Source organism: Myxococcales bacterium, from assembly GCA_016717005.1.
In the GTDB taxonomy this organism is placed as follows: domain Bacteria; phylum Myxococcota_A; class Polyangia; order Haliangiales; family Haliangiaceae; genus UBA2376.
This window is the reverse complement of record JADJUF010000039.1, coordinates 160,100-173,670: the sequence shown is the minus strand read 5'-3', so window position 1 is coordinate 173,670 and position 13,571 is coordinate 160,100. Positions and strand designations below refer to the sequence as shown.

Genomic DNA, 13,571 nt, shown 5'->3' with positions numbered 1-13,571 from the left:
GCGCCCGCGCCCGATTCAGGCCTTCCGGTCGGCGCGGCGCACCTGGTCGCGCTCGCTCAGGCCTTCAGGTAGCCGCGGCGCTCCTGGTCGCGCTCGATCGACCGGAACAGCGCGCCGAAGTTGCCCTCGCCGAACGACAGGTGGTTGTGGCGCTGGATCAGCTCGATGAAGATCGGGCCGATCAGGTTGCGGGTGAAGATCTGCAGCAGGTAGCCGTCGGCGTCGCCGTCGACCAGCACGTTGCGGCGCGCGATCTCGGCGCGGTCCTCGCGCACGTTGGGCACGCGATCGAACACGCCCTGGTAGTAGTCGGCGTCGATGTCGAGGAACTCGATCGGCGCGCCCTCGAGCGCGCGCAGCGACGCGAGGATGTCGTCGGTCAGGAACGCCAGGTGCTGGATGCCGGGGCCGCGGTACTCCTCGAGGTACTCGTCGATCTGGCTGCCGGTCTCGGTGCCCTCGTTGATCGGGATGCAGAACGTGCCGCACGGCGAGCGCAGCGCGTACGAGGTCAGGCCGGTCTTGACGCCGCGGATGTCGAAGTACCGGACCTCGGTGAACCCGAAGACCTCGCGGTAGAACGCCGACCAGCGCGGCAGCTCGCCGCGGCCGACGTTGTTGGTCAGGTGATCGATCGCGGTGAAGCCCTTGCTCGGCACCACGTCGGGCGCGGCCAGGGGCGCGAAGCCGAGCGCGGCCCACGGGTCGGGCCCCTCGACGAAGTACAGGAGCGAGCCGCCGATGCCCTGCACCGCGGGCACCGGCGCGCCGGCGGCCGCGCGCAGATCGCCGTCGGCGGGCCGGGCGCCGCGCGCGACCGCGGTGGTCGCGGCCCGGGCCGCGTCGCCGGCGTAGAGGCCGAGCGCGCAGATGCACGGGCCGTGGGCCGCGGCGAAGCCGGCGCCGAAGCCGTCGGGCGCGCGATCGAGCATGAGCGCGATGCCGCCCTGCTGGTACAGATCGACCGGGCGGACCTGGTGGCGCATCGTGCGCGAGAAGCCGAACGCGACGAGCAGGCGGTGCAGGACGTCGGGGTCGGGCCCGGCCAGCTCGGCGAACGCCAGGCCGCGCAGGTCGCACGGGTTGCGGTGGTCGGCGGTCATCGCGCGGCCTCCGGCTGCCAGCTGCGCCAGTAGTCGACCTGCTCGAGCGCGGTCGCGGGCGCGCACACGTCGAGCGGGCGGCGGGTGTCGATCATCACGGCGACCTCCTCGGTGCGCTTGGCGCCGCCGGTGCGCTCGAACGCGCGCGCCTGCGGGCCGTGGTGGATGCCCTGCGGGTGGAACGTCAGCATCCCGGGCCGGATGCCGTCGCGGCTGAAGAACTCGCCGGCGTGGTAGAAGAGCACCTCGTCGTAGTCGATGTTCGAGTGGTAGAAGGGGACCTTGACGGCGCGCGGGTCGCCGTTCTCGAGCGGGCGCGGCGCGAACGTGCAGATCGCGACGCCCGGCGCCAGGAGCGTGGTGTGGGCCGACGGCGGCAGGTGGTAGCGGTCGCTCGACACCGGCCGGATGTCGCGGACGTTGAGCTGCCAGGCGGTGAGCGTGCCCTTCCAGCCGACCGTGTCGAGCGGGCAGTGGCGGTAGAACACCGAGGTCAGCGCGCCCTGGCGCTGGATGACGACCTGCCACTCGTCGGGGCGGCTGGCGCCGTGGCCGGCGGCGAGCGTCGAGGCCTCGTCGGGCGACGGCACGCGGATGACCGCCGGATCGAACAGCGCGTGCTGGCCGAGCATGCCGCGGTCGGGCACGGCGAGCTCGCCGGCGGTCTCGACCACGAGCAGCCGGGTCGGCGTCGTCGGCGCCAGGCGGTAGAGCGTGCCGCGCGGGATGACCAGGTAGTCGCCGGGCTCGTAGGCCAGCGGGCCGAAGTCGGTCTCGAGGCGCCCGGCGCCGGCGTGGACGAACAACAGCTCGTCGCCGTCGGCGTTGCGGAACAAGTACGGCATCGGCGCGGCCAGGTTCGCGGCCAGGATCCGGGCGTCGGCGTTGGCGAGGAGCGGCACGCGCGCGGCCAGGTAGTCGTCGGCGCCGAGGCCGGCGAGGTCGTAGAGGCGCGGCCGCAGCGGGCCCTCGATCCGCGACCACGCCACCGGCGGGTGGGTCCGGTACAGGTGGGCGTAGCGGCCGAAGAAGCCGTTGCGGGCGTACTCCTCCTCGACCGTGCCGTCGGGGAGGCCGACGTGGGCCTGCTGGGCCACGCGGCCGCGAACGTACGGGATGTCCATGGGCCCAGCGTGGCCAGCGTGGCGCTGCAATGATAGAACTATGTTTGCACCAACAATGTGCACATCATGAACAAGGTCGAGGTCACGCTCGAGCAGCTCCGGGCGCTCGACGCGCTGGCGCGGACCGGCACCTTCGCCGCCGCGGCCGCCGCGCTCGGGCGCGGGCACACCTCGGTGCTGTACCTGATCCGGACCCTCGAGGACGCGCTCGGGTTCCCGGTGGTCGACCGCTCGGGCTACCGGACCGCGCTGTCGGCGCACGGCCGCCGGGTGCTCGACGGTGGCCGCGCGGTGCTGGCGGCCGAGGCCGACCTGGCGGCGGCGGTGGTCGAGCTGCGGGCCGGGTGGGAGCCGACGCTGACGGTGGTGTTCGACGGCATCGTGCCGATCGAGCCGCTGCTGATCGCGGTCGGCCGGCTGGCGGCCGAGCGCGCGCCGACCCGGATCGACGTGCGCGCCGACTTCCTGGCTGGGGTCGAGGACGCGTTCGTGCGCACCGCCGCCGATCTGATGATCGCGGTGGTGCCGCCGCGGGTGGCGCTGACCGCGGTCGCGCTGCCGGCCCTGCCGGCGTCGCTGGTCGTGCGGGCCGATCACCCGCTCGCGCACGGCCGCCACGACGTCCGGGCGCTGCGGCGGCACCTGCTCGTGACCGTGCGCGGCTCGGACCCGCGGCTCGAGCTGCCGACCTCGGCGATCGAGGCCCACTCGACCGTGCACCTCAACGACTTCACGGCGAAGCGCGCGGCGGTCCTGGCGGGCATCGGCTACGGCTGGCTGCCCGACGCGCTCGTCGCCGACGACCTGACCCGCGGACGCCTGCGCCGGATCCGCTGGACCCGCAGCGCGCGGCACGTGTTCCACCCGCGCCTGTACCACCGCGGCCAGCCGGGCCCGGCCGCGCGTCGGCTGATCGCGGCGCTGACCGGCGGGTGACGCGCGGTGGTGGTGCCGACGCTGGTCTCCACGTCGGCGCCGAGCGCACACGGCAGGGTGGTCGCTGGGCCATCGGGGGACGCGGCGAGCCCACGCGCCGATCCCGGTGGCGGCGCGTCGAGGGTGCCGAGCGGTGGCAGGCGCCGACCCCGGTGGCGGGCGCGTCGAGGGTGCCGAGCGGTGGCAGGCGCCGATCGAGGTGGCGGGCGCGTCGAGGGTGCGTCGCCGCCAGGAAGTTGCGGCGCGATCGGGCGGGCCCGACCATGCGCCATGACCACCGACGTGCGGCTGCTGGCCTACTCCGCGATCCTGACCTGGTTGATGGTGCTGACGGCGTCGCTGATCCGCGCCGGTGGCAACGTCGCCGTCGCGTTCGGCAACCGCGAGGACCTGCCGCCGCCGACGCCGCTGGCCGGCCGCGCCGAGCGCGCGGCCCGCAACATGATCGAGAACCTGGTCCTGTTCACGGCGATCCTCATGGCCGCGCAGATGTCGGGGCACGGCGGGCATGATCGGGTCGTGCTGGGCGCGCGGCTGTTCTTCTTCGCGCGGGTGGTCTACTTCCCGACCTACCTGGCCGGCGTCCAGTACGTGCGCACCGGCCTGTGGGCGGTCGCGGTCGTGGGCATGGGGCTGATCGCCAGCTCGATGCTGTGATCGCGGGCGGCCGCGGAGGTACAGTGCAGGCGCGTGGCTGAACCCTCGACGACCGACGGCCTGCGCCTGTGGCAGCGCTTCCACGTGCGGCTGTCGGTCATGTACGGCGGGCTGGTGCTGGCGGTGTTGCTGAGCGTGGCGGGGTTCTTCTACCTGCGCGGCGTCGAGCGCGAGCTGACCGCGCTGCAGGCGCGGCTGAAGATCGCGGCGATGACGCTCGCGGCGTCGATCACCGCCGACGACGTGGCCGCGATCCGCACGCCGGCGGACGTCGACGGGCCCACCTACCAGCGGCTGGCGGCGCGGTTCCGCGCGGTCGCGGAGGCCGAGCCCGACTTCTCCGACCTGTACGTGATGCGGCGCGGGCCCCGGCCCGACGCGCTCGAGATCGTCATCGACGTGGTGATCCGCGCCGACGCGGCGGCCGGGCTGCCCGGGGAGGCGTACCCGCTCGGCCGCGCGACCGCCATGGTGCGCGGGTTCGAGCGCCCGACGGTCGAGGACACGCCCTACCGCGACGCCTGGGGCAACGTGCTGTCGGGGTACGCGCCGATCCGCGACGGCGGCGGCGCCGCGGTGGCGATCGTCGGCGTCGACGTGCGCGCCACCCGGCTGGCGGCGATCAAGCGCGAGGCCGCGGTGGTGGCGCTGGCGGTGCTGGCGATCGCGCTGGTCGCGCTGGTGGTGCTGGCGATGGTGGTCGCGCGCAGCGTGCGGACGCCGCTGGCGCGGATGGTCGAGGCCACCAACGCGATCGCGTCGGGGCAGCTGCAGGTGCGGGCCGGGTTGCACCGCTCCGACGAGTTCGGGGTGGTCGGGCGTCGCTTCGACGAGATGGCCCACGGGCTCGAGGAGCGCGAGTTCATCAAGGCGACGTTCGGCCAGTACGTGTCGCCCGAGCTGGTCGAGCGGATGCTGGTCGATCGGTCGCAGGCCGTGCGCGGCCAGCGCCGGCACGCCGCGGTGATGTTCGTGGACGTGCGCCGCTTCACGACGCTGGCCGAGGGGCTGGCGCCGGAGGAGGTGGTCGCGTTGCTCAACGACTACCTCGACCAGATGACGACGGTGATCACCCGCCACGGCGGGCGGATCGACAAGTTCATCGGCGACGCGATCATGGCCGACTGGGGCTCGCTCGACGACGGGGCCGCGCCCGAGGCGGCGGCGGTCGCGGCGGCGCTCGCGATGCTGGCGGCGCTGGCGACCTGGAACCGCGCGCGGATCGAGCGCGGCGCCGCGCCGGTCGAGGTCGGCATCGCGATCCACGCGGGCGACGTCGTCGCGGGCTCGATCGGCAGCGCCCGCAAGCTCGAGTACACGGTCATCGGCGACGCGGTCAACGTCGCGTCGCGGCTCGAGGGGCTGTGCAAGACGTTCGGCGCGCGGCTGGTGGCGTCAGGGACCCTCGTCGCCGCCGCCGGCGCCCAGGCCCGGGCCCGCTGGCTCGACACGCTGGTCCTGCGTGGCCGGGCCGAGCCGACCGAGGTCTACGAGCTCCTCACCGACGACGACCCGCGCCACGCCACGCTCGCCGACTACCGCGCCGCCGTCGCGCTCGTGCGCGCCGGCGACCGCCCCGCCGCCCACGTCGCGCTGACCGCCCTCGCGGCCCGCGGCCCCGACGCCGCCGTCGCCTACCACCTTGAGCGCATCGATGAGATCACCCCGTCGGGATGAATTCACAGACCAAGAATGACACCTTTTGAGTAATATCGATCCAGTTTGTATAAGTAGTTGTCGTGCTGTGAGATCGGCACGAAGCTCGCATTCACGTAACGGACCCCACAACATTTACGAGGTCCCCGTGAAGCTGACGACCCTGTTTGCGACCTTCGCTCTCCTGACCGCCTGTGCCTCCACCGAGCTCGAGTCGCCAGCGCCAGCGCAAGGCATCCAGGTCTCCGTCGATCCCACGAGCGGCCTCGCTGTGCGCGTGGTCTCACCCGAGGTCAGCTTCGTGCTCGAGGGACACTTCGGCGACACGGGCGCGAGCTCGACCTTGCGCACGCTCGACGGCAAGGTCCTGACGCAGATCGACATGCCGTTCGATGTCGGCGCCTACGGCAGTGACGAGATGATGGCGGTGGTCGACGCCGCGGCACAGCGCGCGACCGTCGGCGACGCGGCGACCTACGAGGCCGCGGTCGAGGCCCTGGTGCCGTACTTGACGTCGCTCGGTGGCGCCGATCAACCTGACCTCGATACCCACGTGGCGCTGGTGTTGCACCAGGTGCTGGTGCTCCGCGCGATCGCTCACGCCGGCACGAGTGAGGCGGCGCCGTGCCCGGAGTACCTGGCCAACCCGACGACGCAGGCCTACCACACGGCGGCCGATCACCAGGCCCAGATCGCGATGCTGCCGGCGAGCGCCGCGGGCAAGCTGGCGTGCGCCTGGTACAACCCGTGCTGCCTCCACGACTACGCGTGCATCACCTGCGGGGCCGGGATGGGCGTCGCGTATGAGCTCATGTGTGGCTGGGACTGCGAGGTCAGCATGGACTGCATGGGGCGGTGCGGCGGCGGCTGCGGCTGAACTGCCGCCTCGATCGAAGGGCGCCCGGCTGTCCGCGGGCGCGCCGCCGGCGGACGGCGTATCCTGGTCGCGGGCGTCCGAGAAATTATCCTCGGCGCTCCGGCGTTGCCCGACCACGTCGCCGCCTACCCATGGACGCTGCCGCTGCCTCAACGACGCCGACGCCGGCCGCGACCCCGGTGACCCCGGCCGCGCCGACCCGCCGCCGACGCTGGCCGCGGCGCGTGGCGATGGTGGTGGCTGGCCTGGTCGTGGGCCTGGTCGCGGCGGAGTGGATGTTCCGCATCCGCGACCACCACGGCTTCCCGAAGCTCAACGTCTACGTGGCCGACCGCGCGCTCGGCGTGCGCCTGCGGCCGGGCGCGCGCCAGCGCTTCGTCTACCCCGACAACCCCATCACCAGCGTGCGCATCAACCGCGCCGGCTACCGCGGCCCCGACTTCGCGCCGCCGGGGCCCGACGACGTGCTCGTGGTCGGCGACTCGCAGGTGTTCGGGCTCGGCGTCGAGGAGCACGAGGCGTTCGCCGCGGTGCTCGAGCGCACGCTCGGCGACGGCGCCGTCGGCGCGCCGCCGGCGCGGCCCGCCGGTGACCCGGTCCGCCGCCACGTCCTCAACGGCGGCGTGCCGACCTACGGCCCCGCCGAGTACGCCGCGGTCGCGCGCGAGCTGATCGCCAGCCGCCAGCCCAAGACGCTGGTCTTCACCGTCAACATGGTCAACGACCTGTTCGAGGTGACGCGCCCCAACGCCGCGCGCCACGTGGTCCGCGACGGCTGGGCCGTGCGCGCCGAGGTCGCCGGCGACGTGATCGACTTCCCCGGCCGCGGCTGGCTGGCGCGCAACTCGCACCTGTTCTACGCGCTGCGCCGGGCCTGGCACCGCCGCACCGACGGCGAGGCGGTCGCGTCCGAGGGCACCTGGCGCGACCTGGTCGACATCGGCGCGCAGACGGTCGCGCGCGAGGCCGCGGCCCAGGCCGAGCGCGATCAGCGCACCGTCGCCGTGCGCGCGACCGAGGCCGAGCTCGAGCGCCGCACCGCCGAGCTCGATCAGGCGATCGTGCGGTTCCTCGGCGACGAGCTCACCAACGACGAGCGCGTCGCGCTCCGGGCCGCGCACCTGCAGCCGGGCGACACCGTCTACGACGCGGTCCCGGGCGCGGAGGAGTCGCGCTCGGTGGTCGTGACCGCCGGCCACATGCGCAAGGGCGCCGCGCTGCGCGCCAAGCTGCGCGCCAAGCTCGAGCGGGTGATGACGACCGCGCGGGCGCCCGATCGCGCGTCGGTGCTGGCGAGCGTGACCGATCTGCCGGCGCTGCAGGCCCGGCTCGACGAGCTGACCGTGGCCCGGCTGCAGCAGGCGCTCGAGACGCCGCTGGCGCCGGTCATCCGCGCGCTGAAGCAGTTCTGCGATGAGCGCGGCGTGCGCCTGGTGCTGCTGGTCCTGCCGATCGACGTGGCGGTGTCGGCCGACGAGTGGAGGAAGTACCGCGCGACGCCGATCGACATGACCAGCGTCGCGGCGCTCAACGACGAGGTGGTCGCGCTCGGCGCCCAGCTCGGCCTGTCGACCCTCGACGCCACCGCGGCGCTGCGGGCGGTCGAGCCGGGCGCGTTCCTCGATCACGACATCCACATGACCCCGCGCGGGCACGCGGCGGTCGCGGCCGCGCTGGCCCGGACCCTGGCCAGCACCCCGCCGGCGCCACGGGCGGGCCCGACGGTGGCGCCGGTGCCGCTGCCGGCGCAGTGGCGCGAGGTGCCCGAGATCACCGTGGCCGGCTCGAGCGCGGCCCGGTGCGAGACCAAGCGCCTGCGCGCGTGGCTGCGCATCCTGTGCATCCCCGATGGCAACGCCGACAGCGTGCCGCGCGCGATCACCGTCACCCGCGACACCTCGGGCACCGCGATGGTCGCGGTGATGCCGGGCTCGGGCGCGCTGACCGTCGCGGTCGGCCCGGGCGACACGGTCACCGCCGAGTTCGCGTGGGCGCGCGTGCAGCGCCGGCTCGACGTCACCTGGCCCGCGGGCGCCGCCGCGCCGACCGCGGCCTTCACGGTGGTCGCGCAGCAGCCCGACGCCCCGCGCGACTACCAAGCGGCGCCGTTCGCGTCGGACCAGGCCCGCGAGCTGTGCCGGTGCTGGCAGGAGGTCTACCTGGGCGAGCGCTACCGCGGCAGCGGCGAGCCGTTCTGTCCCGGCGTCTACGGCGCGGTCGATGACGGCTGCGCGGCCTACGCCACGTGCGCCGATCGGGTCGCGTGCGCGCTGCGCGATCCGGCCCGCCCACCGCGCGCCCCGGCCGCGGCGCCATGATCGACGCGGTCCGCGGCCTGCTCGTGCGCGCGACCGCGCCGCTGGTGTGGCGCTTGCCCGGGCACGCGCCGCGCAAGCTCGAGGCGTTCGCGCGGGCCGAGGAGGGCAGCCGGATCGATCTGCTGGCCGCGGCCCACGCCACGCCGTCGCTGGCCCGCCGCGCGCGCTACCTGCGCCACGCGCTCGACGAGACCCGCCACGCCGCGATGTTCACGCGCCGCGCGGCCGAGCTGCGCGCCGCCGGCGGGCTGGCGCCGACCGGGCCGCCGCGGGCTGACACCGAGGCGCTGTTCGCGCGGCTCGGCGAGCTCGGGTTCCTGGCGTTCGTGCACCGCGGCGAGCGCCGCGGCCGTCGCCAGTTCGAGGTCTACGCGCGCACGTTCGCGCGCCGCGGCGACGCCCGCACCCAGGCGCTGTTCACCGCGATCCTCGCCGACGAGCGCGACCACGAGGCCTACACGCTCGACCTCTTGCGCGACCTGTCCCCGACGCCGGCGGCGGCCGCGCGCGCGCTGCGCCGGGCCGGCTGGTGGCAGGCGTGGCGCACCTGGCGGCGGGCCGGCCGCGCGCTGGCCCACGCGCTCTACGCGGTCGCGATGACCGCGGTCTACCTGGTGATGGCGCCGCTGGCGTGGCTGCCCCTGCGCCGGCGCGCCCGCGCGACCCGCCGGCGGTGGCTGCCTTCGCCCGCGGTGGTCTCGCCCGCGGTGGTCTCGCCCACAGCCGTCGCGCCCGCGCCGCCGGCGGAGCCCTGAGCGTGGCCGCCGTCCTCGGCGTCTCGGGCACGTACCACGACGCCGCCGCCGCGCTGGTCGTCGACGGCGCGCTCGTCGTCGCGATCCAGGAGGAGCGGCTGTCGCGCGTGAAGAACGATCCGTCGCTGCCGCGGCAGGCGATCGCCGCGTGCCTGGCCCACGCTGGCCTCGACGCGGCCGCGCTCGATCGCGTCGTGTTCTACGAGGACCCGTACGCCAAGCTCGAGCGGGTCTTGACCTCGACGCTCGGCAACTTCCCGCGCTCGCTGCGGCAGTTCCCGCGCGCGATGGCGACGCAGCTGGGCGCCAAGGTCTGGGTGATCGATCAGCTCGCCGATCTGCTGGGCCTGCCGCGGGCGCGGATCGGCCACGTCGCGCACCACCACGCCCACGCCGCCAGCGCGTTCTTCGCGAGCCCGTATCCGGAGGCCGCGGTCATCACCGTCGACGGCGTCGGCGAGGCGGTCTCGACCGCGCTGTGGCACGGGCGCGAGCGCGCGCTCGCGTGCCTCGGCGAGCTGCACTACCCGCACTCGCTCGGGCTGCTGTACGCGGCGTTCACCGCGTACCTGGGCTTCGAGGTCAACGAGGGCGAGTACAAGGTCATGGGCCTGGCCGCCTACGGCGCGCCGCGGTTCGAGGCCGAGCTGCGCAAGGTCATCCGCCTCGCCGACGACGGCTCGTTCGAGCTGACGCTCGCGTACTTCGGCCACCTCGCGGACCCCGAGCTCGGGTTCGGGCCCGCGCTCGAGCGCCTGCTGGGCCCGCGGCGCCGACCGTACACGCCCTGGGACCTGGCGGGCTCGGCCGCCGATCGGCGCTACGCCGACATCGCCGCGAGCCTGCAGCGGGTCACCGAGGACGCGCTCCTGGGCCTGGCCCGGGCCGCGCGCGCGCGCACCGGCTGCGACGCGCTGTGCCTGGCCGGCGGGGTCGCGCTCAACGCGGTCGCCAACGCTCGGCTGGCGCGCGAGGCCGGGTTCGCGCGGGTGTTCGTGCAGCCCGCGGCCGGCGACGCCGGCGGCGCGCTCGGCGCCGCGATCCTGGGCGCGCTCGAGCTGGGCGATCCACGGCCCGCCGCGCTCACCGCCGCCGCGCTGGGCCTGCCGATCGCCACCGGCGACGCGGTCGATCTGGCGCGGGCCCTGGGCCTGACCGCGACCACGCTGGCCGAGCCCGCGGCCGAGGTCGCGGCGCGGCTCGACGACGGCGCGATCCTCGCGACCTGCCACGGCCGGTTCGAGTGGGGCCCGCGGGCGCTGGGGCAGCGCTCGCTCCTGGCCAGCCCGCGCGATCCCGAGATCCGCGAGCGGCTCAACCGCGCGGTCAAGCGGCGCGAGCCGTTCCGCCCGTTCGCCCCGGCGGTGCTGGCGACGGCCGTGGCCGACCACTTCGACGCGGTCGCCGACGAGCTGACCCCGTTCATGACCACGGTCGCGCCGGTCCGCGCCGACGCGCGCGACCTGGCCGCGGTCACCCACGTCGACGGCACGGCGCGGCTCCAGACCGTGACCGCCACCTCGGCGTCGGCGCTGCACGACGTGCTGGTCGCGCTGGCCGCGCGCGGCCGGCCGCCGATCGTGCTCAACACCTCGCTCAACGGGGCCGGCGAGCCGATCGTCGCGCGCGCCGCCGACGCGCTCGGCTTCCTGCTGGCGCACCCGATCGACGGCCTCGTCGTCGCCGACGTGCTGATCACCCGGGGGCCGGCGTGACCGCGCCCGCGCCCCCGCAGGCGGCGTCGGGCCGCGGCTTGCTCCGGCGGCTCGGCTCGCGCCTGGCCACGGTCGCGCGCATCCTGGCGCACTTCGCCGGGCGCGGCCGGTGGTTCTTGCTGCCGGTGGTGATCGTGCTCTTGCTCGCCGGCGTGCTGCTGCTGGTCACCAGCGGCCTGTCGTACGTGGCGCCGTTCGTCTATTCGATCTTCTAGCGCCCGTGGGCGCCTACGCGAACAGCCGGTACTCGGGCGGGACCTGATCGGGCGACGACACCGTCGTGCCGAGGTCGCGCAGCAGGCCGTCGGCCAGCGCGTAGATCCAGCCGTGGATCGTCAGCGCCTGGCCGCGGCGCCACGCGTCCTGGACGATCGTCGTGTGGCAGACGTTGGCGACCTGGACCTCGACGTTGATCTCGGCCAGGCGATCCATGCGCTTGGCCGGGTCCTCGATCGCGGTCAGCTCGGCCCGGTGCCACAGGTGGACGTCACGGATGTGGCGCAGCCAGTTGTCGATCAGGCCGTGGGGCTGGGTCGCCATCGCGGCGCGCACCCCGCCGCAGCCGTAGTGGCCGCACACGATCACGTGCTTGACCTGGAGCACGTCGACCGCGAACTGCAGCACCGACAGGCAGTTGACGTCGGTGTGCCCGACCAGGTTGGCGACGTTGCGGTGCACGAACAGCTGGCCCGGGGCCCGGCCGATGATGTCGTTGGGCGGCAGCCGGCTGTCCGAGCACCCGATCCACAGCAGCTCGGGCCGCTGGATGGCCTCCAGGCTCCGGAAGAAGTCGGGGTCCTGGGCCACGGCCGCCGCGGCCCAGCGACGGTTGGCGGCGAAGCAGTCGTCGAGGAGGTTGCTCACGGGATCCTCGTAGCACGGGGGCCCCGGCCCCGGGATCCATGCAAGGCGTTGAAAGTCCGAGGGGCGGCGCCGGCCGACGTCGCCCGCGCGCGCGGGGCACGTCCCCGGTTCGTTTTCGCGCGGGCATGTGGTAACCACGCCGCCCCATGCAGGTCCGCATCGAAGACGTCTCCCCGGTCGAGAAGAAGCTCATCGTCGAGGTCCCGTGGCAGACGGTGGCCGATCGGCTCAACGTCGCCTACCGCGAGCTCGGCAAGGGCGTCGCGCTGCGCGGCTTCCGCAAGGGCAAGGCCCCGCGCTCGGTGCTCGAGCAGATCTACGCGCCGCGGGTCCACGCCGACGTCGCCGAGCAGCTCATCCGCGAGTCGTTCGCCAGCGCCAACCGCGAGCACGGCCTGGGCGCGGTCGCCGAGCCGCGCGACCTCGAGGGCGCGCAGATCAAGCGCGGCGAGCCGTTCGCCTACGCCGCGATCGTCGAGATCAAGGGCGCGGTCGAGCCGACCGGCTACGAGGGCCTGGCCATCGAGCGCCGGCGCCTGAGCGTGCCCGAGGACGAGGTCGACAAGGCCCTCGAGCAGCTGCGCAAGGAGCACACCGAGCTGGTCCCGATCGAGGGCCGCGAGGTCACCGCCGCCGGCGACGTGGTCATCGCCAGCATCGCCGGCACGATCGGCGAGCACCCGGTCAACCAGCCGCGGTTCGGGGTCGACCTCGACGACGCCGAGCGCGAGCCGTTGCCGGGCCTGCGCGCCGCGCTGACCGGCCTGCCGTTCTCGACCGCCGATCACGCGCTCGAGATCGAGATCCCGGCCGACCACGCCGACGACAGCCTCAAGGGCCGCACCGCCAAGCTCACGGCGACGATCGTCGAGGTCCGGGCCAAGAACGTGCCGAACCTCGACGACGACTTCGCCAAGGACACCGGCAAGGCCGAGACCATCGACGGCCTGCGCGCCGCGATCCGGACCGACCTCGAGGCGCGCGAGAGCTCGATCATCACCCAGGAGGCGCGCCAGCACGCGCTGCGCGCGCTGGTGAAGGCCAACCAGATCCCGGTGGCCCAGACCCTGGTCGAGCGCGCGGTGTTCGCGCAGTACAACCGCCTGCGCCAGATGCTCGGCATGCCGGCCGACCGCGAGGGCCAGGGCCTGACGCCCGACCTCGTGGCCAAGATGGCCCCGGGCGGCGCCGACGAGGTCCGCGGGCAGCTCCTGCTCGAGGCGATCGCCGACAAGCAGGAGATCACCGTCGCCGAGCAGGAGCTCGACGTGCAGGTGGCGATGGCGGCCAAGTCGAAGAACCAGTCGCCGCAGAAGCTCAAGGCCGAGTGGCTGCGCGACGGCCGCCTCGACAACGCGCGCTGGTCGCTGCGCCAGGACAAGGTCCTCGACTTCCTCGTGAGCAAGGCCGCGATCACCGAGGTCGACAAGCTGACCGAGCCGGTCGCGCCCGAGGCGACGGCCGACGGCCCGATCTCCGACGAGCCCGGCCACGTCCACGGCCCCGACTGCGATCACGACCACTGACGCCTGCGCCGGGTCCTTCTCGGGGAGCCCCGGGCGCCAC

Annotated in this window: 12 protein-coding genes; 9 read left to right on the top strand and 3 right to left on the bottom strand. The window is 74.5% G+C overall.

Going from position 1 to position 13,571, the window contains the following annotated elements:
• Positions 1 to 56: 56 nt before the first annotated feature.
• A complete protein-coding gene (hppD, locus tag IPL61_31740) occupies positions 57 to 1,103 on the bottom strand; it encodes a 4-hydroxyphenylpyruvate dioxygenase (protein ID MBK9035773.1) in 1,047 nt (348 codons plus the stop codon).
• Positions 1,100 to 2,227 (bottom strand): homogentisate 1,2-dioxygenase, encoded by a 1,128-nt coding sequence (locus tag IPL61_31735; GenBank protein MBK9035772.1) that lies wholly within the window; start codon positions 2,225 to 2,227, stop codon positions 1,100 to 1,102. Before IPL61_31735 ends, hppD begins: the two co-directional genes overlap by 4 nt.
• Positions 2,228 to 2,293: 66 nt before the next feature.
• Here IPL61_31735 and IPL61_31730 point away from each other — a divergent pair, with 66 nt between their 5' ends.
• From IPL61_31730 to IPL61_31695, 8 genes are all read left to right on the top strand, one after another.
• Positions 2,294 to 3,163 (top strand): LysR family transcriptional regulator, encoded by an 870-nt coding sequence (locus tag IPL61_31730; protein MBK9035771.1) that lies wholly within the window; start codon positions 2,294 to 2,296, stop codon positions 3,161 to 3,163.
• A gap of 270 nt (positions 3,164 to 3,433) precedes the next feature.
• The gene (locus IPL61_31725) at positions 3,434 to 3,820 is read left to right on the top strand and encodes an MAPEG family protein (protein ID MBK9035770.1); all 387 of its coding nucleotides are present in this window, start codon (positions 3,434 to 3,436) and stop codon (positions 3,818 to 3,820) included.
• A gap of 33 nt (positions 3,821 to 3,853) precedes the next feature.
• Positions 3,854 to 5,497, top strand: a complete 1,644-nt coding sequence (locus IPL61_31720; protein ID MBK9035769.1) for an adenylate/guanylate cyclase domain-containing protein — start codon at positions 3,854 to 3,856, stop codon at positions 5,495 to 5,497.
• A 127-nt stretch (positions 5,498 to 5,624) separates the two neighbouring features.
• Positions 5,625 to 6,353: a hypothetical protein gene (locus IPL61_31715; protein MBK9035768.1), complete on the top strand. Its 729-nt coding sequence runs from the start codon at positions 5,625 to 5,627 to the stop codon at positions 6,351 to 6,353.
• Between the two features lie 131 nt (positions 6,354 to 6,484).
• Complete coding sequence (locus IPL61_31710; protein MBK9035767.1) at positions 6,485 to 8,671, top strand: hypothetical protein; 2,187 nt, start codon at positions 6,485 to 6,487, stop codon at positions 8,669 to 8,671.
• A complete protein-coding gene (locus IPL61_31705) occupies positions 8,668 to 9,426 on the top strand; it encodes a ferritin-like domain-containing protein (protein MBK9035766.1) in 759 nt (252 codons plus the stop codon). The genes IPL61_31710 and IPL61_31705 overlap by 4 nt, the downstream gene beginning before the upstream one ends.
• Positions 9,427 to 9,428: 2 nt before the next feature.
• Positions 9,429 to 11,141, top strand: coding sequence for a carbamoyl transferase (locus IPL61_31700; GenBank protein MBK9035765.1), 1,713 nt, complete (start codon positions 9,429 to 9,431; stop codon positions 11,139 to 11,141).
• Complete coding sequence (locus tag IPL61_31695; protein MBK9035764.1) at positions 11,138 to 11,356, top strand: hypothetical protein; 219 nt, start codon at positions 11,138 to 11,140, stop codon at positions 11,354 to 11,356. Before IPL61_31700 ends, IPL61_31695 begins: the two co-directional genes overlap by 4 nt.
• A 13-nt stretch (positions 11,357 to 11,369) precedes the next feature.
• Here IPL61_31695 and can read toward each other — a convergent pair whose 3' ends face one another.
• A complete protein-coding gene (gene can / locus IPL61_31690; GenBank protein ID MBK9035763.1) occupies positions 11,370 to 12,005 on the bottom strand; it encodes a carbonate dehydratase in 636 nt (211 codons plus the stop codon).
• A 146-nt stretch (positions 12,006 to 12,151) separates the two neighbouring features.
• On the opposite strand from can, the gene tig reads away from it, so the two are divergent.
• A complete protein-coding gene (tig, locus tag IPL61_31685) occupies positions 12,152 to 13,531 on the top strand; it encodes a trigger factor (GenBank protein ID MBK9035762.1) in 1,380 nt (459 codons plus the stop codon).
• Positions 13,532 to 13,571 lie beyond the last annotated feature (40 nt).

Bases quoted from the DNA above. Each gene is read 5' to 3' on its own strand.
- IPL61_31730 (MBK9035771.1), top strand. From the start codon at position 2,294: ATGAACAAGGTCGAGGTCACGCTCGAGCAGCTCCGGGCGCTCGACGCG.
- IPL61_31705 (MBK9035766.1), top strand. From the start codon at position 8,668: ATGATCGACGCGGTCCGCGGCCTGCTCGTGCGCGCGACCGCGCCGCTG.
- hppD (MBK9035773.1), bottom strand. From the start codon at position 1,103: ATGACCGCCGACCACCGCAACCCGTGCGACCTGCGCGGCCTGGCGTTC.
- tig (MBK9035762.1), top strand. From the start codon at position 12,152: ATGCAGGTCCGCATCGAAGACGTCTCCCCGGTCGAGAAGAAGCTCATC.
- IPL61_31735 (MBK9035772.1), bottom strand. From the start codon at position 2,227: ATGGACATCCCGTACGTTCGCGGCCGCGTGGCCCAGCAGGCCCACGTC.
- IPL61_31725 (MBK9035770.1), top strand. From the start codon at position 3,434: ATGACCACCGACGTGCGGCTGCTGGCCTACTCCGCGATCCTGACCTGG.
- IPL61_31710 (MBK9035767.1), top strand. From the start codon at position 6,485: ATGGACGCTGCCGCTGCCTCAACGACGCCGACGCCGGCCGCGACCCCG.